At 41.0% G+C, this 24,117-nt stretch carries 17 protein-coding genes and 2 pseudogenes; 7 read left to right on the top strand and 12 right to left on the bottom strand.

Annotation, left to right across the window (positions count from 1 at the left end; genetic code table 11):
* Positions 1-28: 28 nt before the first annotated feature.
* The gene (locus B3J29_RS05335; protein WP_286964549.1) at positions 29-1,390 is read right to left on the bottom strand and encodes a beta-lactamase family protein; all 1,362 of its coding nucleotides are present in this window, start codon (positions 1,388-1,390) and stop codon (positions 29-31) included.
* A gap of 499 nt (positions 1,391-1,889) precedes the next feature.
* On the opposite strand from B3J29_RS05335, the gene B3J29_RS05330 reads away from it, so the two are divergent.
* Positions 1,890-2,138 carry a hypothetical protein gene (locus B3J29_RS05330; RefSeq protein WP_004784054.1) on the top strand — a complete coding sequence of 83 codons (249 nt, stop codon included), beginning with the start codon at positions 1,890-1,892 and terminating at the stop codon, positions 2,136-2,138.
* Positions 2,139-2,265: 127 nt separating this feature from the next.
* The gene (locus B3J29_RS05325) at positions 2,266-2,475 is read left to right on the top strand and encodes a hypothetical protein (RefSeq protein ID WP_034171414.1); all 210 of its coding nucleotides are present in this window, start codon (positions 2,266-2,268) and stop codon (positions 2,473-2,475) included.
* Here the strand turns inward: B3J29_RS05325 and B3J29_RS05320 are convergent.
* Both B3J29_RS05320 and B3J29_RS05315 read right to left on the bottom strand, forming a co-directional pair.
* Entirely contained in the window at positions 2,472-3,110 is a 639-nt protein-coding gene (locus B3J29_RS05320; RefSeq protein ID WP_034171409.1) for a LysE family transporter, read from the bottom strand. The two genes, B3J29_RS05325 and B3J29_RS05320, sit on opposite strands and share 4 nt — an antisense overlap.
* A 225-nt stretch (positions 3,111-3,335) precedes the next feature.
* The gene (locus tag B3J29_RS05315; protein WP_004784060.1) at positions 3,336-3,902 is read right to left on the bottom strand and encodes an FxsA family protein; all 567 of its coding nucleotides are present in this window, start codon (positions 3,900-3,902) and stop codon (positions 3,336-3,338) included.
* Positions 3,903-4,027: 125 nt separating this feature from the next.
* Between B3J29_RS05315 and ruvC the strand changes: the two genes are divergently transcribed.
* On the top strand, positions 4,028-4,573 hold the full coding sequence (gene ruvC, locus B3J29_RS05310; protein ID WP_004784062.1) for a crossover junction endodeoxyribonuclease RuvC: 546 nt from the start codon (positions 4,028-4,030) through the stop codon (positions 4,571-4,573).
* On the opposite strand, the gene B3J29_RS05305 is transcribed toward ruvC, so the two are convergent.
* Positions 4,570-4,851, bottom strand: coding sequence for an acylphosphatase (locus B3J29_RS05305; RefSeq protein WP_004784063.1), 282 nt, complete (start codon positions 4,849-4,851; stop codon positions 4,570-4,572). The two genes, ruvC and B3J29_RS05305, sit on opposite strands and share 4 nt — an antisense overlap.
* An 11-nt stretch (positions 4,852-4,862) precedes the next feature.
* Positions 4,863-6,320, bottom strand: a complete 1,458-nt coding sequence (locus B3J29_RS05300; RefSeq protein ID WP_286964547.1) for an NAD(P)H-hydrate dehydratase — start codon at positions 6,318-6,320, stop codon at positions 4,863-4,865.
* Positions 6,321-6,343: 23 nt separating this feature from the next.
* Between B3J29_RS05300 and queG the strand changes: the two genes are divergently transcribed.
* The 3 genes from queG (at position 6,344) to bioB (ending at position 8,905) form a co-directional block, all read left to right on the top strand.
* A complete protein-coding gene (gene queG, locus B3J29_RS05295; RefSeq protein ID WP_214002104.1) occupies positions 6,344-7,438 on the top strand; it encodes a tRNA epoxyqueuosine(34) reductase QueG in 1,095 nt (364 codons plus the stop codon).
* 106 nt (positions 7,439-7,544) lie between these two features.
* Positions 7,545-7,763 carry a hypothetical protein gene (locus B3J29_RS05290; protein WP_005236211.1) on the top strand — a complete coding sequence of 73 codons (219 nt, stop codon included), beginning with the start codon at positions 7,545-7,547 and terminating at the stop codon, positions 7,761-7,763.
* Positions 7,764-7,903: 140 nt separating this feature from the next.
* Positions 7,904-8,905, top strand: coding sequence for a biotin synthase BioB (gene bioB, locus B3J29_RS05285; RefSeq protein ID WP_034171406.1), 1,002 nt, complete (start codon positions 7,904-7,906; stop codon positions 8,903-8,905).
* 10 nt (positions 8,906-8,915) lie between these two features.
* On the opposite strand, the gene B3J29_RS05280 is transcribed toward bioB, so the two are convergent.
* Both B3J29_RS05280 and B3J29_RS15405 read right to left on the bottom strand, forming a co-directional pair.
* Entirely contained in the window at positions 8,916-9,143 is a 228-nt protein-coding gene (locus B3J29_RS05280; RefSeq protein ID WP_034171405.1) for a hypothetical protein, read from the bottom strand.
* A 1,014-nt stretch (positions 9,144-10,157) separates the two neighbouring features.
* A pseudogene (locus B3J29_RS15405) lies at positions 10,158-10,361 on the bottom strand (DDE-type integrase/transposase/recombinase); the annotation flags it as partial.
* Here B3J29_RS15405 and B3J29_RS05270 point away from each other — a divergent pair.
* Positions 10,355-10,495 (top strand): annotated as a pseudogene (locus B3J29_RS05270) (hypothetical protein); the annotation flags it as partial. The pseudogenes B3J29_RS15405 and B3J29_RS05270 sit on opposite strands and share 7 nt — an antisense overlap.
* A 45-nt stretch (positions 10,496-10,540) precedes the next feature.
* Here the strand turns inward: B3J29_RS05270 and B3J29_RS05265 are convergent.
* The 5 genes from B3J29_RS05265 to B3J29_RS05245 all read right to left on the bottom strand — a co-directional run bounded on the left by B3J29_RS05265 (position 10,541) and on the right by B3J29_RS05245 (position 23,943).
* The gene (locus tag B3J29_RS05265; RefSeq protein WP_286964545.1) at positions 10,541-13,486 is read right to left on the bottom strand and encodes a hypothetical protein; all 2,946 of its coding nucleotides are present in this window, start codon (positions 13,484-13,486) and stop codon (positions 10,541-10,543) included.
* A gap of 4 nt (positions 13,487-13,490) precedes the next feature.
* Positions 13,491-14,564, bottom strand: a complete 1,074-nt coding sequence (locus B3J29_RS05260; protein ID WP_214002101.1) for an OmpA family protein — start codon at positions 14,562-14,564, stop codon at positions 13,491-13,493.
* Positions 14,565-14,567: 3 nt separating this feature from the next.
* On the bottom strand, positions 14,568-20,582 hold the full coding sequence (locus tag B3J29_RS05255; RefSeq protein WP_286964543.1) for an SdrD B-like domain-containing protein: 6,015 nt from the start codon (positions 20,580-20,582) through the stop codon (positions 14,568-14,570).
* A 97-nt stretch (positions 20,583-20,679) separates the two neighbouring features.
* The gene (locus tag B3J29_RS05250) at positions 20,680-23,391 is read right to left on the bottom strand and encodes a DUF7619 domain-containing protein (protein WP_214002099.1); all 2,712 of its coding nucleotides are present in this window, start codon (positions 23,389-23,391) and stop codon (positions 20,680-20,682) included.
* Between the two features lie 42 nt (positions 23,392-23,433).
* Positions 23,434-23,943: a hypothetical protein gene (locus B3J29_RS05245; RefSeq protein ID WP_227504436.1), complete on the bottom strand. Its 510-nt coding sequence runs from the start codon at positions 23,941-23,943 to the stop codon at positions 23,434-23,436.
* Positions 23,944-24,117: the final 174 nt, after the last annotated feature.

Genomic DNA, 24,117 nt, shown 5'->3' with positions numbered 1-24,117 from the left:
AATCTATTTCAGGACAAGACAAGCTGATTTATTCCTGTAGTAATTGAGCAGCCAGTTTTTCAATATTTCCCATTTCAGGATGTACAGCAGCAACATTAGCTAAAATCGTAACTGCCTTTCTCTTGTTTAAATCAATCATCAAAATAGCAGAATGCCCTGCGGTATTTCCCCCATGCCAAATGATTTTGGTGCCATTGCCCTGTTCTCGCACAAACCAGCCCAATCCCAATTGGTAGCTACCTGCTTTTTCTGTAGTTGCTTGCTGAGTTAATTGTACTGCCGCATTTTTTGCATCGAGCTGAGCTTGTGCAAATCTGGTTAAATCTGAAGCTGTAGAGAGTACACCGCCCGCGGGTAAAAAGGTATCAAATGTCCAGGTGGTGATTTCTTTTCCTTGGGCATCAAATGCAGGCACAAGTTGCTTAGCTGCTTGATCAGGCGAGGTATAGCTATTTTTCATCCCATACTTTTTAAATACATATTCATTGAGTAACTCAGTAAAATCCTTATTTTGCGATTGACTCAAACTCTGTCCCAATAAAGCCACAGCCAAATTAGAATAATGTGGCACTTTTCTACTGTTATTTGCATGTTCAAGCTCTAATGAATTTTTTAAATATTCTTCCAGTTTAGCTGCATCATATTCCTTATATGGATCAGTATCATCATCTACTTCCAAATTACTCGGTAGTCGTGGCAGTCCAGACGTATGATTGGCTAAATCCTGAAAGCGAACCTGAATATTGTCCTTAAATAGAAATGTATAATAAGGATTAATCTTGCCATCTAGCTTAAGTTTATTTTGTGTCACCAGTTCAGCCAATATGGTTGATGTCATCACTTTGGCCAGAGAACCAATCGCAAAGACTTTGTCCTGATTGGCCTTGGCCTGGATTTTGTCCTTATGCTTCTGTACCCCATAGTAATGGGGTTTGTCCTGATCTAATACCGCTATCGCTACTTGAGTTTGTTCTGGAAAAGTACGAGTAGCATGATAAATTTTCTCTGCAATCTCTTTTGGATAGCCTTGAATGGTATTGACTGTCTTATTATTTGCTGCAGTAGATTCGATATAGGGCGTAAATAAAAGGCCGGAAATCTGTTGATCATTATTCAAACTCATGCTGAGTTTCAGACGGTCTTTTTCAAAGTTGGCCTTATAGACTGCAGTCTCTTTACCTTTAGACTCTATATACTCAAGACTTTGTATTTTGCCGAGTTGCTGCTGTAAGTCTTTAGAGACTTTTTCAAACATATTTAAAGGAATCGCCTTTTTCGCTTCAGGTGAAAACTTTTCAAAAATTGCTGCATAATTTTGCGCATTAAAATCCTGCTGAAACTGGGTAATAACTTCCCTTTCAATATCCGATTGTGCATAAAGACTGCTCATACAGAGCAAGGATGATAAAAACAGTGATATTTTCTTCATGAGATCAGTATTGTTCCTTAAGTTTATAGTGCACTTTAATAAAAATTATTGAAATTAAACATTTTTATAGACTTAATACAGTGCAACGAATAGTTAAAAAATAAGCAAAATATATTCCATATCATTCTATTTTGTGGAGCAGATCAATTCATCTAAGTTCTTGCCCTGTCTATTTCCCATTTTATACTTGTTGTTCTTAAGCTCCACTCGAACTGGTTCAAAAATTGCTTATGAATTGATAGATAGCATAGTTAATTATTCCAGAGAAATTTCTCGAAATAACTTAATAATGTTATGCACTTAGCCAATTATTATTTGTTTTCCTCACTAAGACTTGGGTAACTTTTTGTTATATGACTTGTCAGCGTCTAATTGCATCATTAATATGACATGTAGGCCTAAAATAAAAGTCCGTGAAAGATAACAAAAAAAAATATCAGAAGTGTAATGGAGCTTAGCAATGTACTATCAATATCACTGTGCGTGCTGCGATAAAGTTGTGGAAGCTGGCCAAAAAGAATGTCATGCTTGTGGCTCACATAATATTCGCAGCCCTTATGGTTTTTGGATTTTATGTCTGGTGGCCTGTCTGGTTACTGCAATCGCGTTCAAGGTAATGCATGTTTATATCCAGTCACAGCAGCAGGAAGTGCCAGCTCAGTCATCATTATTTGATGTGCTACAACAAGATAATAAACGTCCGCGCTAATTTTCTTATCCTCCAGCAAGACCTGACTTGGATCAGGTCTTTTTTATGCAATTTTAACTTGAATATGAAACGCTGCCAGAATAGAAAATTTGAATTACAATAAGTCATCTTGCAGTGAGAGATGAAAATGGTCCAGTTAATTAAAAAAGGCGGCTTACGTGAGCGTGCCAATCGCAGTCGCAGTTATCAGGGTTCGGAAAATACTGAGACTACCCTTAAACCGAATCGTTATCAGTCTCCAGTGCAGAAACAGGATAATCTGGTTTCTGACGCTTCCGCTGCACAGCAGCTTTTTAACGAAAACTCCTCTGTTACCCCATCGAATTTAGATTTTTAGTTCATTAGAACCAGCGCGTCATACCATAACCAGACTGCAAAAATCAGGAATAACCCGCCTGAAATCATATCGATATAATTTCCTGATCGCTGGTAAGCCTCTTTAATTTTAGGATGGGAAATTAATAGCATTAGTAAAGTAAAAGTAATAAAGGTTTGCAGCGGAATAATCACTGCCAGTTGCGCTTTTAAATAATCAGAAGCTGATGAACTCAGTGCAAGTGAAAATACGCTACTGAAATAGATCAGAGTTTTAGGATTCGACAGATTAGTCAATAAACCCTGCATAAAATAACTTTTTGGTGCTTCTACAGTATTTAAATCATCTTGAGTTTGATGTCTGTTCTGAAAACTTTGCCATCCGCCTTTTAGCATGGCCCAGCCCATTTTGGCCAAAAATAACCCACCGATGACCATCAATACCTGTTGAATCCAGGGAAACTGGTCGATCAATACGGTAAAGCCTGCTAGCGTCAATACCACCCAAATTACGATCCCCGCTGAAATTCCAGCAATCACCTTTAAGGCATTCATACGTGTCGTAGAGGCTGCACTTTTTGCGATAAGTAAAATGTCAGGACCGGGGCTTAATTGAGCTACAAAATGTAGAAAACAGATGGTAAAAAGCAAAGACATTTAAAAAAGATCAAATGGTAAAAAAACTATTATAACTTTTGTTTAACGAAATTAGAAAGTTCCAATAAAAAAGCCGAATCATGAGATTCGGCTTGAAGTATTTATATTAGACTTCTTGCGTTAGTCAAAATTTAAACAGCCCAAAGCTACATTTTATAAGGTTTTAGCCAATTCAAAAATTAGGTAAAACAATACTTTCACAAGAGGTCTATTGAAAGCGTGATTTTATTTCTTGTTCACATCTTTCATTTCAATTTTCTTGGGTTCCGGGGTCACTTCACGGGCTTCACCATCAATAATGGTTGAATCCCTATGACCACCCTGCTGGTTCTGCATATCCTGCATTTGACGCATCATTTCAGCAAACGGGTTTTGACCTGCACCGCCACCGACATCGCCCATCATGCCACCCATCATTTTTTCCATCATGGCTTGCTGACGTTTCATCATCATTTTCATCATGGCTGCCTGGAAAGCACGTTGTACAGGTGGAATCAGCATTAATACCGCAAGTACATCACTAATCAAACCAGGAATCAGCAGGAAAAAGCCGGCTAAGATCTTAGGTAAATTATTCGATAATGCCGGATCTGCACTCATTTGTCCCATCTGCATTTGCTGCATTTGCGGCATAACGCCGGCCGAATATTTCCGGATTAGGTTCATACCGATAAAGAAGGCCGCCACGAACCAGAAAAATACGTACCACATGCTCCCGACAAGGTCACCCACGCCAATCCATACAAATACTTCGAGGACTAAGCCGGCCAGGATAATAAGAAATAATTTCATGAAAATTAATCTAATCTCAGTAAAATAAATATTAGGATGCTGTAATCAACTGCTTCATCAGGATCAAGCTTTTTTGATACGCTTATGTAACAATATGGGCATTATTTTATTTTTAAAGTGCAGGCATGTCATTAATTATTGGGATTGATCCCGGTTCGCGTCTAACAGGTTACGGTATCATCCAGAAAGAAGGTTCAAAACTTACTTTTGTTGATGCGGGAACGATTAGAACTGAAACAGCGGAAATGCCTGAACGTTTAAAACGAATCTTTGCCGGTGTAGAACGGATTGTCAAATTTTACGGCCCGACCGAGGCTGCGGTGGAACAGGTGTTTATGGCACAAAATCCGGATTCTGCTCTTAAACTGGGTCAGGCTCGTGGTGCGGCAGTGGCTGCCTTGGTGAATCTGGATCTGAAAGTTGCCGAATATACGGCGCGGCAGATCAAACAGTCTGTTGTGGGCTATGGCGCTGCAGACAAAGAACAGGTTCAGATGATGGTTATGCGTATTCTGAACCTGACAATCAAGCCGCAACAAGATGCTGCCGATGCACTTGCTGCTGCGATTTGTCATGCCCATGCTTCAGGCAGCATGAGTAAAATGGCCGTATTGAATGCCTTGGGCGGTATGGCACGCGGACGCAGCCGGGTCAGCACCCGCCGCCGTTAATCTTCGGTTAATACTTTAAAGTCTTGAAAATCCGCGTCTTGAAGATTCAAACTCTGCTGATGTATTGCAGTGACTTTTGCACGTTGTGGTCCAGTTCTGCTGAGCTGGATCATTTTCCGAACAATCGCTTCCTTCCCAACAATGATAGCCTCAACTTCGCCTGTTTCCAGATTACGTACAAAACCCTTTAAACCTAATTGAATTGCTTGTTGTTCGAACCAGCGACGGTAGCCTACACCCTGCACTTTGCCCTGAATGATTAAATGAATGGCCTGCATTTTTATTTTCCTTAGTGGTTCACAACCTGGTAAATGGCATGTTTCATATCTTGCGCCTGTAAGCCGCGTTCACCCTTTTCCGCCAGTACATCACCTGCAAGTGCGTGCAAAGTTACGATCTCGTGTAAATGGATAGTATTTCTAAATTGGGCTTTCAAACTGGCGATCATGCCAGCAAGTACATCTCCCATTCCTCCGGTTCCCATACCGGCATTGCCTGCGGTACAAATATAAAGATCATCCTCTAAAATCAGACTACCTGAACCCTTGAGCACCCATTGTCCCTGATATTTTTGCTGGAGCTGTTTAATTGTCTGAATGCGATCTGCTTCGACTCCTGATGCTTTCATTTCTAGCAAAGTAGCCGCTTCACCCGGATGCGGTGTTGCATAAGTATGGGCATTCAAATTTTGTGGTGCTTTTGCCAGAAACCACAAGGCATCTGCATCGAGAACTGTCTCCAGTTCTGATTGCTGAATCAGGTCAAACCAGTAATTATATTGCTTCTCAGCCCAAGCATCGCGTCCTAACCCCATACCAAAACAGACAGCATCCACATGACGAAGTAAAGCTTGGCGTTGCTCAGCATCTAGCGCATTAATATCACGCAGCATGATATTCGGAGCACGTGACAAAATGGCAGTATGATGTTTGGCATCACAAACCACAGTGACCTTACCTGCACCAGCAGCAAAGGCTGCCTCAGCTGCCATAATGACCGCACCGCCCATATCGGCATGCCCCCCAATTACGAGCACATGCCCATAACTGCCCTTATGTCCAAAAGCTTCACGTTTAGGCAGATGAATTTGAGTCGAGGAAAGTTGGGCCATCGGCAGAAGTTCAGCATCGGAAGGAATAGCCGAGATGACCTCTACCTTGCCGGCATATTCTTTGCCTTGTCCGGTAAATAATCCCGCCTTTAAACCTAAAACAGTAAAACTATGATCTGCCTTAATGGCAACCGGCAAAGGCTGGCCTGTATTGGCATGCAGTCCGCTTGGAATATCCATTGCAATTTTAAGACCTTGCTGGGCATTAACGCTTTGAATAATCTGTTGCCAATTTTCATTCAGATCACGGTTCAAACCGATCCCAAATAAGGCATCAATATAAACATCATATTGTTTCTGAAAATTAAAACCTGAATAAGTAGGTATACCGATTTGCTGAGCTTCCCCGATTGCTTGAGCCAGATCCTGTGATGGACCGGGTTCTGCTGCATAAATATCTATTTCAAAACCGACCTGTTTTAAATATTTTCCTACCAGATAACCATCACCGGCATTATTACCCTGACCGCAACAGACAGCGATTTGAGTCAATTGCTGTTGTTCCAATAAAGGGATGAGTCGCTGCGCAATCGACCATGCCACCTGTTGCATCAAACCATAAGAACTATTTTGCTTGCCAAACCAGCGCTGCTCCCATGCTTGTATATCGCGGCTATGATAAACTTGCTGCTGCATTTCTTATTTCCTGTTTCTGGTTTATGACAACACCCGATTCCCAAGCGCAAATTCAAGTTTATCAACAAGATCCGAATGAACTGAAGGCGTGGATCAAAGCGCAGGCACGAGAGCTGGATTTTTCTGATTGTGTCATTGCCAAACCGGATGCTCAAGCAGAATTAGTACGTTTGCAGGAATATTTAGACCGCGGCTATCACGGTGATATGAAGTTTTTGGAAGAAAATCTGGAAAAACGTGCCGATCCCACACTGCTTATTCCCAATACCAAATCCGTGATCTGTGTACGAATGGATTATCTGGTCGATCTTCCAGAACCGCGTCTAGTGCCCTATGCACCAAATTCTGCGATTATTGCCCGTTATGCCCGTGGTCGTGACTATCATAAAACCATGCGCGGGCGCCTAAAAATGCTAGCTTCTAAAATTCGGGAAAAAGTCGGTGAATTTGAATCCCGCCCCTTTGCAGACTCTGCTCCTGTATTTGAAAAATCACTGGCCGAAAGTGCGGGCATGGGCTGGACCGGTAAACATACTTTATTAATCCATAAAAAATCCGGGTCTTTCTTTGTTTTAGGTGAGCTGTTTAGCTCACTGGAACTGCCCTTTGATGAGCCTGCAAGCAAACATTGTGGTTCATGCACAGCCTGTATTGATATTTGCCCGACACAGGCTATTGTTGAACCGTATATGCTGGATGCACGTCGCTGTATTGCTTATTTAACCATTGAATATAAAGGAATCATTCCAGAGGAATTACGTCGAGGGATTGGTAACCGGGTTTTTGGTTGTGATGATTGTCAGTTGATTTGTCCGTGGAACAGTTTTGCCCAGAAAACCAATATTGAAGATTTTCACCCCCGACATGGACTGGATCAAGTGAGTTTACTGGATCTCTGGCAATGGGATGAGGCTACATTTTTAAGCTCAACTGAAGGCAGTCCATTACGTCGTACCGGCTATCAAAGCTTTATGCGCAATATTGCGATTGGCTTAGGTAATGCGCCTTTTGATCCACAGATTGTGCAGGCATTACAAGCTCAGCAGAATCAACATGATGAGATTGTACAAGTTCATATTGACTGGGCCATACAAGAACAATTGGCAAAATCCCGGTAAATTTCAATTTTTACTTCGGTTCACATTTTCTCGTCAAAGCCTTACACAGTTACTGTGCAAGCTATGGCATAAAGGAAAAAGAATGGAAATAAAGCCGGAGGTGGATATGCAAAAGTCATCTGATACACAACATCAAAATCAGGAACAGCTTGAAGAGTTGCAACATCAACACCAGAAGCAGCAACAACAGCAACAGCAGCAGTCACAACATGGCCCGCTTGGCTCTCCAAAAAATAACCAGCACGAACAAGATGAACGTGTATTAAACAAGCAACATCGTAGTGATTTACAAAACCAGAATATTCACGGAAATCATCGTGAATAAAGTCTGATCAAGTGTTCAACAACAAAGCCCACCTTGTGTGGGTTTTGTTTTTTTCTATAACGTCATATTTTGCTAATGAAGACGGCGATACTTTTACTTAAGATGGAGCCTGATAAATAAATATGAACAAGGATGGACAGATGAACAGTATTGATCCAATACGTAATGATTGGTCTCGTGCAGAAATTGAGACCCTGTATCAACAACCTTTAATGGACTTACTCTTTCAGGCTCAACAAGTTCATCGTCAATATTTTGATGCCAATACCGTTCAGGTCAGTACCCTGCTCTCTATTAAAACTGGTAAATGCCCGGAAGATTGCAAATACTGTTCTCAGTCCGCACATTATGATTCCAAACTCGAAGCGGAAAAACGGATCGCAGTAGAAAAAGTAATTCAGGAAGCTAAAGAAGCTCTGGCTTCTGGCAGTTCACGCTTCTGCATGGGAGCAGCATGGCGTAATCCGCATGAACGTGATATGCCTTATGTGCTGGACATGGTACGTGAAGTCAAAGCACTGGGACTCGAAACCTGTATGACTTTAGGCATGCTGAATGCCTCACAGGCAGAACGCCTGAAAGATGCTGGTCTGGATTATTACAATCACAATCTGGACACGTCACGTGAATACTATTCACATATTATCAGTACCCGCAGCTTTGATGACCGATTGGATACACTGGATCATGTGCGCCAAGCTGGCTTGAAAGTGTGTAGTGGTGGCATTGTCGGCTTAGGTGAAAGTCGCAATGATCGTATCGGTTTATTGTTTGAGCTTTCTACACTTCCGATTCACCCAGAATCTGTACCTATCAATATGCTGGTGCCAATTGAAGGCACACCGATGGCAGATGTTGAAAAACTGGATGTGATTGAATGGATTCGAACTATTGCAGTGGCTCGCATTCTGATGCCCGAAAGTTATATCCGTCTTTCGGCAGGCCGTGAATCACTGACTGACTCAGATCAGGCATTGGCATTTATGGCAGGCGCCAACTCAATTTTCTCAGGCGAAAAACTGCTGACGACTCCAAATACAGCCAAAGGTCGTGACCAGCAGCTCTTTGAAAAATTGGGACTGGTAGCAGAACAACCTAAGCCAAGCATCCGCGCATTAGCGACTGATGCAATGGCAAGTTAATTGAAATAATTCAAGATGCTGAAAAGTTATGTGCAGTAATTAAAATACCATAACTGGCATTCAGAAAATCACCGATCCGGATCTGGTCTGTTCCATTGGCATGATGTACGACCAGCTCCTGCGTCAGTGCATCAAAGCTGAAAGAGTCATAACAGTCCTGATGCAGGCTTAACCAGTGCAAAGTGTTAGCCAGATTTTCATCTACAATATAGGTTTTGGCATGGAAATCTTTGCTCATTTAAGCCTTCTCATCATGTGGTACTGGCAATGATTTTAACGGATATGAGTTTAGATTAAATATAATGGATATAAAAAAGTGAGCATATTGCTCACTTTTTCTTGCAGTATTTTTTTAATCTCTTTGGGTACCACATTTGCGGCATTCCCAATCTGCCCCAATTTCCTCCATTTGCTGGTATTCATAAATGTGCAGACAAAATATTTTTTTTAATAATCGAAGCATTGCTAAAACTCCTGTAATTATTTTTTATCAGCTTCCTGATCTTTCTTCCTAAAACATCCATGATTTTGGTTTAAAAATCATGTTATATTTATTAACATATTTTTACATTCTGTCAAATACACTTCATCTGCTTTTTAAAGTTTTCTTCGATTCAAACATCATCATTTCATAGGTTACTGATTTATAGAAGTTATCTTTAATCAATAAGGTTTTTATAAGACAAGAAATTGAGCTTTAAACTATTCTATAGGCTATATAACGCCTGATTCAGTCAATATCAGGCTTAGAGAGATTCGAAAAAAGACTGAAGATAGATTCAGGCTTTCTATAAATTCGTTCAAATAATTTTGTCGGAATCATTACAGTGTAGCTAACTACTAGCCAGAGTTTAATGCTTTTAAATTCCTTAAATTTTCTCTATAAAATTGAAATTTGAAAGCTGTTTTTTAGTTTGAAATAGATCATAAAAAAGTGAACCAGAATCTGCTTTAGTGCCAACTAAGAAGAAATGATCAAAATATTCTTCGCCTTTACTTGGAATGATCTATTACCTACTAAAAGATTTTTATAATGAATTTTTAGACCAAGCAAATTCGAATCGATATCACGCATATGTATTACCTGTACCTATGAACCGTACCGGGTTTGTCGGAGACAGTTTATTTAAGTTAGGCAACCTGATCTAAGGATTGCATCTTTTCATAATACGTTGACGTTGCTTCAAACTTAAATAGCGAAACATATCCAATCGTACTATGCAGCCGTTTTTTGTTAAACCTATCTACGTAGTTCAAGTGCATCCAGAATCATATCTGTATTCATCCGTGTCGATACCTTCCAACCTACAATTGCCCGTGAAAATACATCAATAACAAATGCAGTATAGACTCAACCTGAATTCGTCTGAATATATGTGAAGTCAGTAACCCACAGGTGGTTTGGTTGCTTTGCACTGAAATCACGTTTCACCAGATCATCAGCTCGTTTTTGATTTAATGGTTGAGCAGTCACCAACGGGTGAGCTTAAAGTCTGGCAAGGTAAATCAGCTTCTACCTTTGCAGGCAACTGGAAATTACAGAATGGAAATGATTTAGATAGTTATAACGTTAGTATAGGGCACTACCATGATAGGAACATCATAAATTAGACAATCATTATCATGTTAAACCTCTCATTGCATTTTGATGCCAAAATATAGAGACTTTTCCTGTTGTGATAACAGCTCTTTTAAGATCGTCTTAATTTTAGCAGTGCCATCATCTTGAATTGTATTGTTGCTACTATCGGTAATGTTTTGACCATTACTTCCTACAATTGGCAATATACCTGAAAGTGCCCATTGCTGGGTATAAGCGGGATACATATCGTTAATCACTACATTGCTTAATGCCATACTGCCAGTATTTTTCACCATAATCCGGTAAATCAGACATTGATTCGGTTTCAGGTTTTCATTTTGTACGGTATACATTGCATTGATCACTGCCGCGGCATTTGCCATACTGCAATTTTCAACTTTGAATTGCGATTTCATAATTTTTAACTGATTCGGACTGACCGTAATCAAGTCCGTATTACTTAAATCAGCTAATGTCATGTCTTTCCCTACATTATCCGGCTTAGCAATCAGCTTAACTTGACTACTCATACCATTGTTGGCCGTTGATGGGGCTTCAACTTTAATCAATAAAGTGACCGATTTATTCGGCTCAATGATATTGCTTAATTCAGTTTCTGTACCGGACAGCAAAGTATCACTGGCATCTAGCGTGTCATTGCCATTTTGATCCAAAAACAAGGTATATAAAAAGCCATCGGTACGATTGACTGGGTTAAGACTGACCTTCACTTTAGTTTCATTTTCCACACCATAGTTGATCAGACGGTGCAAAAATACATAGCTTCCCCCGATCCCCACCTGTGCACTTTGATCATTGCTTAATTGCAATGTACGTTTCTTGGGCTGGGGAATCACGGCATCCAGAACAATGTCAGCCATGCCCGACTGAAGTGACTCGATTGCAAACCAAATATTGGTGGTCGTTGTCACAGAAGAATAAACGGTCACGACTGCGCAGAGCTGTGTAGTGTTATTGGCGGCAACATTCAGTTGAGTAATCTGCTGACCACTTACACCCGTTTTACATTGTGCAAGATCTGCCTTATAAAATTCAATTTTTAAACCAGAACTAAAGGGAGTAATACTATTTTTAACCAATGTTGAATAGTCACCCGTTCCTAGTGTTGGTTCAATTTTGCTACTAGAGGCATACAGTTGATAATCCTGTGCCAGATTGCCGTAATTTTGAATATTGAGCGGGAAATAAACTTTGGTGTTACTGTCTGATTTTTGAGTCCAAAGTGGTGTGGAACCGGTTCTACCCTCTTTTCCAATGATAAACATATCCGTACCAGTTGCTGCTCCATCGGCTGCAGGCGGCGCATTACTGATGTTGTTAGATAAATCACTCTTGGTCGCAATCAGTGTTTTCACGGTTGAAGTATTATTTCCAGGAATCAGATCCTGCATCCTCGTCGTTTCAATAATGGCTGTATTTTCGACAAAACCTATACTTGAAGTATCAGTATCTATGACTTTTAAATTTTTAACTGTAAAGCGGTATTTCGCGCTGGCTGGAATATCGCCTAAACTTAAACCACTGCCTGCAGTGGTACTACTCAACAGTGCAGTCAGTGCATTAGCATCTGTCCAAGTTGAAGGACAAGCCTTGCTAGTACCATCGGTTAAGTTTTCACACGTTAAACTCGTTTGATTGATAGCATCACCGGTCGTTACTCTGAGTAAATTTTTAAGATTATCTCGCAGGAGTACTCCATCTGCCTGCACTGCAGTATTATTGATGACATCCAGCTGATAAGAAATCAGGTTATCTTTCTGAACCACCGATTCTGGAGTTAAAGTTTTGACAACCGCTAAATCAATATCATCTTCTTGAATTTTCAGATCAAATTTAACATCCGCAGTGACATTACCACAGGTACTCAAATTAGTGGAAATAGCTTTACTGTTTGGATCCAGTGCAAATTCAAATGGTAGATGGATATCAGTATTGGTTTGGGTATTACCAAAAATTTTAATCACCAAATCATTGACCTGAACCCCTTTGGTATAATCCAGCGTAGCGTTATAAACTGGAGTATAGTTAAAGGTCACTTTATTAGAGTTTGAGGTATTTAAACTCTCTTCTGTAACTCCTCTACCCAACTCAATCAGGCCAGATGTTGTCTGCTTATATAATCTGTAATTTGTGCCATAAACCGCTTTGGTCTGAGCATAGTCCATTGGATATTCAATTTTAAATTGCAGGGTGGGCATATCACTCTGACTTAAAATTTGCCCAACAATATTAAAAGGTACAGAATGGGTCTTCCCTGTTGCATCATCACCTTCATAAAAACGTCCAGAAGCAGCACTGAATTCAACTGCAGGTTTTAAACCCAATTGAATATCATCAATAAAATTACCCAAGGTTGCATTTGTACCAAATTTTGTCGCATCAAAAATAAATTGATATATCCCACTCGCGACATTTACTTTGGCTTTCGCTGCAGTAGGATTAGCGTTTTTCCATTCAAATAAACTTGTAACTGTTTGACTAGTGCCAATGGTTTGATTTTCAGTAAAAGTAAAACGGTCAGCTGAAACTTTGCCGATATAAAACGTTGTTTGTTCATTCGTACTGGAACGGGCTGCATGCCTAAAATTCCAAGAGAATTCTTCATCTTTAAACAAACAAACAGTTTGATACAGTGCAGATTTTGCACTGGCATTTAACTCTGCATATTGATTGGCAACAGGAGAATTATTTATCGTATTCCAGTTTGTATAAGTCGTCGGTGCTGCTCCTCTTCCACGCCAAATCTCTATCTGTTTTGGATTAGGATGGGTAGTTAACCAGCCTTCTACTGCCGTTTCAGCAAATTGGTTTGTAGTATCATTTGAAAGAGCGGGTTTATTAAAACTTAAATTGACGAAACTGCGCTGAATTTTAACTTTATTAGTATCTGCTGCGGTATCTGCCGCATTAACCTGGACCATACCGCCGAGCAATAAAACTGAAGACGTCAAAGCATGCGGTAAATATCGCTTGATCATACTGTTATTTCACCTTCACTTTTTGCTGTTTTGACTCTATTTGTAAATCTTGCCACTGCGGTAGATATTTAATTTCAACCCTATGTATATCTGCAACCTGCAGAACCACCCGACGGCTTTTTGCCTCAGCTATTTTCATTTCTGTATCAGTTTGAAAATCAACTGCACCCTTGGCTTCAGTCGCAATATGTGCAATATCCATACCCTGTAACACAAGATAATCTTGTACTGCCTGAACACGGCGCTGTGCCAGTTGTATGTTATAGCTCGGGCTTGCATGCCGATCGGTATAACCCTTTAAAACAACAGACAATTGTGGAAATTGTTTCAACTGGGCTACCCATTGTTGCAGAATCGTATGACTGGCTGGGCTTAAATCTGCACTGTCCCGGGCAAAATGTACAATATTATTGATCTTTAAACTATTAGACTGTTGATTTAATTGTACTTTAGCTAGGGGCCAAAATTTAGAATTTACTCCCTGACAACCCTTGCCATTCAACTGCTGCAATGAAGGCAACTGCTCTGGCTGCCACGTAATATCTGTACGCTGTACACCTGTAGATTCAGCGACCTGATATAAAGCTTGTTGCACCGCATGAAAAGGTTCTTGGGAATGTCTCCAGCCCAACTCGCAATATTCTGCTGCAGCCCAAACCAGCATCACTTCTGCATGTGCCAGACTTTCGGGCGCTTTATCAATGGCACCCTGCATTTTTAAATATTCAACCTGCCACCATAAATCCCGACGCATGACTTGTGACACACTTAAGACTGGTGTGGTTAAACTCAAATTTTGCTTGGACTGCAAACCACTGACAATACTTTGGGCCTGTTGCAAAGCTTCCTGCCCTGCAACGGTTAAACTGCGTTCGGATTGTTGATTGACTGCATAACTTAACCACATTTTTGCCTTGTAAGCATGATAGCGAGTCAGTGCATCAGCATCAGTATATTGTTGTAAAGTATTGGATAAAGTATTTATTTGACGCTGAGCATCAGCAGCCGAAAAGGGTTCAGCATATACCAAGCTGTTCTCTAAAAATAAAGCTGCAAGTAGTCCAGTAAGTGGTTTCATGTTTTATCGTCCCTGTTCTGGCTCTAAAGCAAAGTTTGTGTTTGCCGAACGGCGACCAAACAGATCTTCATCAAACTTGAATCTGAATCTTAAATACGCACCTTCACCGGTTGAACTGGTATTTGCCAGTTCATCATCCTGATAACCCATAAAGTTATAACCTGCCGAAACCCAAAAATTGGTTGCAAGCAAATACCCCAATTCTGCCCCGACCAAATAGCGTGTACCTGCACCGCGGTTAGCCCATAAACCACCTGCCTGTACACTCATGTCCCAACGTTCATTGATGTCATAAATTACACGACCGCTGAACAATTGCGTTAGAGCATTGCTAGTAATATGATCTTCATGGAGCTCGGACCATTTTGCTGCATATTGACCCGATAAAGTCAGACGGCGCTGTGGATGATAGTTAGTATGAATAGAAGTCACATAAGCTTCACGCTTGAATTCCGCTTCTAAATCAGTGGCGTTATTTTCATAGTAATATTCAATTTTCGACAAGATATCGAGTTTATTTTGATCATAATCGCGCCATGCATAACCGAGCTGGAAACGGTTGCGTAAGTGATCACCCTGATCTACTACTTTATTATCGACAAAGTTGAGTGTGTTTTTAGTCAGCACGGTGGCATCATCAGAGAGCTTATAGGCATAACCAAGGGTATTGATCAGGGTATCTGAAGTATCCGAACGGCGGCCTTCCAAACGGGTGGTTGCTTTCCAATTCTCATGAACTAAATATTCAAGCCCAAGACTCAATGCAGTGGCATCATTATTGGTATTGTCTTCATTTTTAGATAAAGACTGACTCCGCTCAAAACTGCTACTGACATATACACGCGGTTTTAGCTGCCAGCGGTTACGTAGACCCAATGCTGCTTCAGCTTCACGGTTACTCATGCCATCAGCAACCCGATACTCACTGAATGCTGAACCATCTTTCATATAGTTGCTGGAAATACCGAACACCGTGCTGTTGTTTTCTTCTGTGCTATTCATGGAGTACAGGCCATCAATTGCTGAAATCAATTCGTGGCGGGCATAAATTTCAGTATTGGGTAAAACTTTTGCCGTTCCCCCCACCGATAAAACCTGTTTGTCGGAATTGGATAAATCCTGTTCGTATTCAATAAAAGCCGATGCGCCTTTCCAAGGCAGATTACCAGTAAATTTGATACGCCCAGTCGTGCCATTATATGGACCCAGATTTTCTGTCGCTAAAGTTGCCGCAGCACTGGTTTCATCATAATGACGCAGCCCTAATTCGACCGCGAGAATTTTAAAGAAATTACGTTCCAGACTTGTAGACAATCCGGTACGAACGCCGTTATTTTCTTGATCTTCAGTACGAATTGCTTCAATACGAGCCAGGCCCAGTTTTGCAATGGGTGCTGAAGCCTTGATGCCACTTTCTTTACGTCCTGCACTAATGGTTGCCGCATCATTCTGGAAACCTTCTTCGGCTTGCTGGTGATAGGCACGAACATGGGCAAAGCTCGGTGCATATTCAAATTCGACCCGTGCAGCAGTACCTTGGTCTTTGTCACGATTTGAATCACTATTGATCTGAGTAATCTGATCTGCCGTAGAGTCGGTATTTTTAGCCTGTGCCACTTCGGCAATGAATTTACCGTATTGCCCAACTTTCACCACGGTATTTAAACTGGCAATCTGTTCCTGATTTAATGGATTATTACTTTGCACAAATGAACCACCCATTTTCAGATGGCTCTTCATGGCATAACTAAAACTCATCCCGCCGACTTGATATTCTTCACCAATTTCATCCGCTTCCACCGTAATACGGATAAAGTTTGGATTCAGGTCTTGATCGACACTGGCGACAGCCTGTTTTAGGTAAATGCTGTTGCTATAGGTGTCGACTTCATAATCGCTAAAACGGGTAAGGCTTTGTTTGGCAATAATCAACCCCGGATTATTACGATCGCGGGTCAGAATCTCGACTTTTTCACTATTGTCTAAAATAAGTTCACTTGAAATTGAACCCAGACTGTAGGGACCAGAAATGCCCAGTGCACGATTTTCTGTCACTACTTGACGCGATTTGGTTTCAGCCACAAATGCTGATGCCTGAAACTTATCTCCTTCATGTCCCACTTTCAGACCAGTCAATGAACGGTTATATTGCCCCAAAGCCAGACCTTCATCTTTTTCTGTACGGGTCACATAGTCGCCATACATCGCATATGAACGGCCTTTGTCTAAGCGTACATACAATTTGCTGGTCGATTGGGCTTCAAAGCCTTTTGCCGCTGCGTCACCATATACCGGATAATATTCATCAGGTTGAATATCGCGGAACAGGCGCTGCTTGGAACTTTTATTAGAATCATAAGCCAGGGTTAACAGATAATCGCCTCGGACTTTTCCTTTCAGGAACATTGCAGTGCGACCGGTCAATGAGGTGTCATTACCCCACTCGGCAATTTCATTCAGCTCATTTTCAAAACCATCATTACGATTCACACTGTGCAACTGTGTATTATCAAAATTATTAAAGTTAATTGAACCTTCAATTAAACCCACGGCAATCAGCGGACGTAAATCTGCCTGAAACTGAATATCGATTTCTTCTTTGATTAGACCACTGCTGACACGTAGTTTTCCACGTGCAGGCGCATTCGGTGCAAGAATCGGAATAATCATCTCGCCGCCATCAATGAAGCTTTGAATGCCCGGTTCATTTGGATTTAAATCTGGAAGATCAATAATCCCGATATCACTTTCTAGAGTGATCGAGGTACGGGTGGCCACCTTGATGCCTTGTTTGTCTTGCAACTGAACGCGCAGCTGCATCACATCACGGCCATTGGCCATGACCGGGATTGGCGCTTGCTGTAATTTCAGCTGATGAATTTCATCTGGAACAATGACTTGAATGTGGTGGCTTTCACGAACATTACCAGCAAAATCCAATTGTTCAGCACGAATGCTGTTTTTACCGACTTTTAATGCCACTCCGACATATTCAACCCCTTGCTTACGATGCTCATCCAGGATGGCTAATTTACCCCGTTGTTTATCTGCCACCACCACGTCATTGACTAAAACACGCTGTGTCGCACCTGCTGCACCTTGAACCTGAATCGTCGTTTGTGCATGAGGTAGAACCTGTCCTTCTTTTAAGTTTAAAATTTCTAAAGCGTTGTTGTCGCTACGCTTTAAATATTCTTCAAGATTCACTAAAACAGGCGGTTTTACCGGATCAATCAACAATTGCGGTTGTTTTTGTGCAGCAAAATCACCCCGATTCAATAAGCAATTCTGATCATTGTCATTTGCCAAACAGCCTTGGGTGTTTTCTGAACGGGTGCTGCTTTCCAGATAGCTCGGTGCATCAATAGAAAGTTGCTTGTTAATCGCTTTTTCAAGATTTAAATTGCTGCTGTTAATTTTTTCCTGACGCTGTTTGATTGCATCCGTTAAGGGTGCAGAACAGGCATCTGCCTGATTCGCCATGGCGAAATCAGCACGATGCAATTCGCCACGTTTGACATCGACAAAGCGGCTGGATGGATCACCAGCATTTCGGTTGGACTGAGTCAGCAACTCCACGCCGGCAGGTAAGGTAGTGCGGTCAATTTTAAGCACATGGGTTTTTGCCGACACGCCGTAAAAGTCATATTTACCTTCACGGTCTGTGATGACATAACTGCCATCTTCCATGTAGAGACGGACACCCGGCACACCCAACTCGCCTTTATCCTGTATGCCATTACGGTTACAGTCGGTATAAACTTTACCTACCACAAATGCATCGGCACTAAACGCACCCGGACGAACTTTAACTTTAGCCTGTGCTTCATTTGAACTGAGACCAGAACCGTCTACTGCACGAGCCCGGTTAATCCCATCTCCGTTTAAAGCATTGGGTCCGACCAGAACACGGTATTCAATTTTGGCGCTGGCATTGACTGCAAGATCACCCAAACCCAGCGTTAAATAAGGGCCTTTGCCACCTTCCGGGTCTGCCACGGGTTTGCCATCAATACGCATGGTATTTGGCACATAGCTAAAACCACGCGGTAAACTGTCTTGCAATTTAACATCACGTGCAAGTACATCACCTTTATTACTCACGGTAATACTGTAATCGGTGAAATCACCCAATTCGATACTGCTATCACGTGCAGTTTTTTGTACCATCAAACCCGATTGGCTTAATAGCGGGTCAATCGGAATATCGATATTCAATGCCGGACTGCTGGATGTCAGGGTAAATATGCCACCATAAGAATATTGCGAATGTACCGCCATGCCGTTAAATGAGCTGATCGGATAAACCACCTGATCACTAACAAAACTATATTGATGAGTAGCAATTGTTGAGGTATCGACTAACAATTTATAGTTACCCGGAATCACTTGTGGATAAACAAACTCACCTGTCGCAGACGTTACCTGTTTCGCAGGAATTGAACTTAACGCCCCCGTGGTACGGTCAACTTCAAAAGCCACATTATTACCGACCGGCTGATCATTTTCATCCACCAGTATAACGGTTGCCCCAGCCACAGGCTTTTTCGTTTTTGCATCGAAAATAATGCCGTATGGATCAATCAATATCTGCGTTGAAATATCATTAATCGGTGTAGTGGCCTGACCTTGCTCGTCGACGCATTCAACCAGACTCGCTGTAACCTCATCACGTTTAAGCGTTTGTAAAACAGCATCATTCAGATTTTTTTCTGCATTTTCTTCAGTATCTAAACTAAATTGGAACAGACCAGTATTTTCACCACTTTCCATGGCGGAAATAATAACAATATCACCCGTCAATTTAGACTGAATACGAATGCGTGCCTGCTCTTTGCTAAAACGGTTGGCATTACAAACCGCGGCATTGGTTTTTAAATAAATCGGTTCATTAACTTTGCCGGTATACAAGCTGATTTTAAAATCATTTGTGGTGCTATCTAAAGTTGGCTGACCTACAACCTTGGTTTCAACTTTATTGGACAAGGTTTTTTGATTCACTTGTCCTTTTTGATGCAGAACATAAGCTCCATTTACCAATGTGGTATAGCTAATGGTCGGTTGAGTTTTAACCTTTAACTTAATCTCGCTTTTTTGACCGGCTGCAAATGGTTTTTTATAAGCAACTACAGCATGGCCAATTTGGCTTTTATCCTGAGGTAAATGACTTGAATATTGTCCTTCTGCCAACTTATGCAAAACCAGTGTATTAGAAGCCAGATCTGAAACCTGAATATCTTCAAAAACAGTATTTGCCGGCAAAGGATCTTCAACAATCACCCATGATTGTTCCTGTCCATCCACCGTGACTGTTGCAGGTGATACCGGTAATGATGCCGAGTTGGTTACCGTCAAAGTATAATTCAGGGTTTGTGCCTGCTGAGTTATGCTAAGCAGTTGTTGGTCTACGGCTTTTTCTATTTTTAACTTTGCTTCAAAGACCTGTACAGGGTCTTGCACTGTTTTTTGTTGTTGCGGTTCTTCACGAATCTGTGCGGTTAAAGGAAGCTCTAAGTTGGACTGATCGGGAGTTTGTAATGAGGTATCTGCCACGACCCATAAGTGTACAGTTTGATTGGGTTGTAATTCTAATCCATCTTTAATCAGGGTATCTGAAATATCCAGGACACCATCTTGATTGGCATCTAAATAGATTTTTAAATTGGATAAATGGTTAATAGCCGCGGTTTTAAAATCAAACCACGCATTTGTATTACTGGTATTGGTCACCTGATTTAACCAGATGACTTTTGAACCCGCTTCTACTTGCTGGAGCTGATCTGGAAATAGTTCAAGACCATAAAACTTTGCAATTTCGATATTGACTGCATTGGATTGAGTTGTTCGCAGTAATTGTCCACCGCTCAAATCACTGACTTCAAAACTTGCATAAGCAATATTCTGAATCATTTGTCCAGCCATAGGCATCGCAGCATGACCGTGATGTGCAAAGAACAAAGCAGACGCAAGTGCAGACAAAGATAATGTCTCCACTTTCTTATTCATTGCTTTTTTCATTGCCACACCCCAAAACCAAAATACGAAAATACAAATAATTAGAACAAACGAATCGAGTCCCTCTTTTCGAAAAAAGAGGGAGAAGAGTTTTTAAAGATTATGGAGTGGTTACGCTGTCATCAATTTTTACAGCAAACTCTAAAGTTGCCGATGTTGCTGGAGTCAAGGTATTCACGGTATAACTCACCTGACCATTGGTTTGAGTTGCAGACGATGGCTTCAATGATCCTGAAAATAGCTTGGTATAACTTGGCACCATATCAGAAATCACGATATTGGTTGCATTTGCATTACCATCATTGGTAGCTACAATTTTGTAGTACACACATTGACCTGGTTTTGCCTGTAAATCAGTTGTTTCATAAACTGTTGGAGTCTTTGTACAGTCTGCTACAGCCTGAGTCTTAACCAATCGGATCTGACCTAAGTTAATCACTGTGCGGTCCGTTACAATCACATCCGCAGGCTTGTTACTTCCTGTAGGCTTGAACGTCACAATCGTAGTATCCGCTTCACCCGCTGTTGCCGTGGCAGGTGCTTCTACCTTGACCAAAATTGTGACTGACTCATTTTGTGATAAACCTGCCCCATTGGTTTGTGCCAATAAAGCAGTCAAAGAGGCATTACGCTCTGCAGCAGTCGCACCTATCACCAGTTCACTGGCATCAACCATACCATTCTTGTTAAGGTCAACGTAAACTGAGGTATTCATACCTGATAAAGTAGAAGACCAGTTAATTTCGACTGGATATCTGGTTTCACCTTCCAGTACATTTCCCGTATTGGTTAATGTGTGGCTGTATACTATTGTACCACCTGGTGCAATTTGACCTTGACGGTCTGGAGTAAAGGTCAGTTGACGTTTTTCAGCAACTTTTACATTAAAGGTAATATCATCCTTCGTACCTGTAGCAGGCGAAGAAATCTCGACTTTAATATCTTTACCAATATTGGTATCGGCAGGAGTTCCGGTAGGAGGCGTTACGATTAAACAGAAACTTTTTGCAGCGCCATTGGCAATATTGCCGGAATTGGTCACTTTAGTTGCAGTACAGTTGCCTAAACCATCTTTTTCAAAAACTTCTGCAGTCCAGCCTGTAGGGATATTTGGAACATTAATAATGTAATTATCTGGAATGTTGCCGGTATTTTTTATCGTAATATCAAAAGTTGCTGGGATTGCCGGTGGGGTAGTTACAGTTTTTACAGATGTTGAATTACCCGGACCTGTACCCAGTTCTGTCGTTGAATCAGGTTTGCTAACCAAATCCACCGTATTTGCCTGTAAGCTGGAAACAACTAGAGTTAACTTATCTGTGCCTTTGTTCGCATCAGAAGTACTAGTCAAAATAATTTGATTATTATTGACTACTGCACCGTTCTGGAAGGTGACGCGAACGATATATTTCTCATAGCTGCCAGCTGCAATTGGACCGGTATTATTCGACGTTACTGGCGTTTTCCCGTCCGCTTTAAGAATTTCAACAATACTGCCTGCTGGCAGACTTGTTTTATCTACAGTAAGCGTATAAGAATCTGCTGTGTTGCCCCGGTTATGTACAACAATCATATTACCTTCTGTTGTACTGTCACCAAATACAACAGGAACACCTTGTTTACCTGCCAAGGTAATAAGGTCATCCACTGGAGCACCCGGAATAGTGCCATCTTTGAAGTTGTTTAATATAGAGTCATTAATCGAACCGTCAAATTTTCCTGTTACACTCACAATCGATGGATTGGATGAAACAGTCGTCGGATCAGTCGGTGTGGTATCCGGTACATCGGAAATAACTAATGGAATATTCGGTCCACCAGAAGTACCGGGTTTGCCATCCGGATCGACATAAGCAGTATTTTTGATATCTCCAGCACTGGTGCTATCTAAAACTTTAACTTTAAAAGTTAGCTTGCCCGAGGTATTTGCTGCAACACTGTCAATATTGAAAAGGAATTTATTTCCGCTTACTTCAAACTTGTCTAAAGCATCTTTTGCATCGGTAAGCGCCACTGAACTACCATTATAACGTGCAGATCCAGCAACAAACTGAACAGTAGCGGGCAATACGTCAAAGATTGCAACATTAGTTGCGGCTGCATTACCTGTATTTTTAAAAGTTAAAGTATATTCAACTTCCTGCCCTGCTTGAGTCACACTTACACTGGCAGCTTTGGTAATCTGCATTACTGCACCAGTGGTAATGGTCGTAGTGTCGATATTACTTTTCGTTACAGCACTTGAATCATATAAAGCAATTGACTGTGCTGTCGCTGACACCTGTAATTTATCAAGCTGATTAGCAAGCGCCGTGCTTGGTGTGGTTGCTACCACAACTAAACCCACAGATTCCCCTGCTGCAAGTTCAATCCGGTCAGTAGCTGTTAAAGCGACTTTACTGTCCGCAACTCCATCTTTGTTGCGGTCAATATATATTGCAAACTTGCCATTTTCGAAATCAAATGTTGTGGTTGCGTCATCTATATCGATAAGCGAAATCGCAAATTTATCCGATCCGTTACCGGTATTGGTTAAGATATGTGAAAAAGTTACCTGTCCATTTGCTGTTGTCTGCGCAGTACGGTTAGCTTCAAGTGTAAAACTACCGACTTGAGCGACCAGCGTTTTTACTTCATTAGACGTTACTACACGTTCTGTACCGGTATTATCAGTATAAGATGCAGTTGCAACGTTACTGATATTAGTACCAGCTAAAGGTACAGCAGCCATAGCCTGGCTACCAAGCAACGATACCCCACCCATTACTGCCAGTGATGCAGCAATTTTACTTAATTGAAAATTATTTTTCATAAAGAACCCAACAATAAAGTCGATATTGACCAATTAAAAATTTTATTTAGATGTATTAACTTGGACTTGAGCAGAAACAATAATTTTCTGTTTCGGTTTTAACTCACTCACATTCCATTGCAAAACGCGATATTCAGCCAGTGGGACATTTACTTTTTTGCCATTTTCCATACGGGTTAATGGGACCTTAGCAAAACTTTTGCCATCTACAGACGCATAGGCATCTTTGGGTAAGCTTTGCCCTGTGTAAGCTACATCCGCAGGAAGTGGAAGATTCAACTTTAAATTTTTCAGACTTTGACTCGATATATTTGAATATTCAACTTCGTACTCAAGCAATGCTTTCGGCTTTACTTGATCGGTTACTCTTAATTCTTTTTTTACTTTTTGGTTTGCCTCTATCTGAAACACTTTCATATCAGCAATTAAAGCTTGGCTATTCGCGAAGGAGTAGGTTGTAAAGCCTGAGATTAAGAGCAAGGATAGAGGAATCAAACTCAATTTTTTTCCGGATTCAATCATTTTTTGATACATTTTTAAACCTAATGTCATTGCATTTTCACATTAACAAACAAAAAAATATATAAAAATATGAAATCTGTCACATTTTTTTTGTGAAGCGTAATTTTGTTGTCCTTATATCGGAATAATTTTCACTTATTGACATTTTTTGTCACAAAAAAAATGCTGCTAATTGATCTAAGATAGGACTTACGCACTATTACT

Source organism: Acinetobacter sp. UBA5984, from assembly GCF_002429925.1.
Taxonomy (GTDB): domain Bacteria; phylum Pseudomonadota; class Gammaproteobacteria; order Pseudomonadales; family Moraxellaceae; genus Acinetobacter; species Acinetobacter variabilis.
Note: the sequence above shows the minus strand (reverse complement) of the source record. Positions and strands in the feature narration are given on the sequence as shown.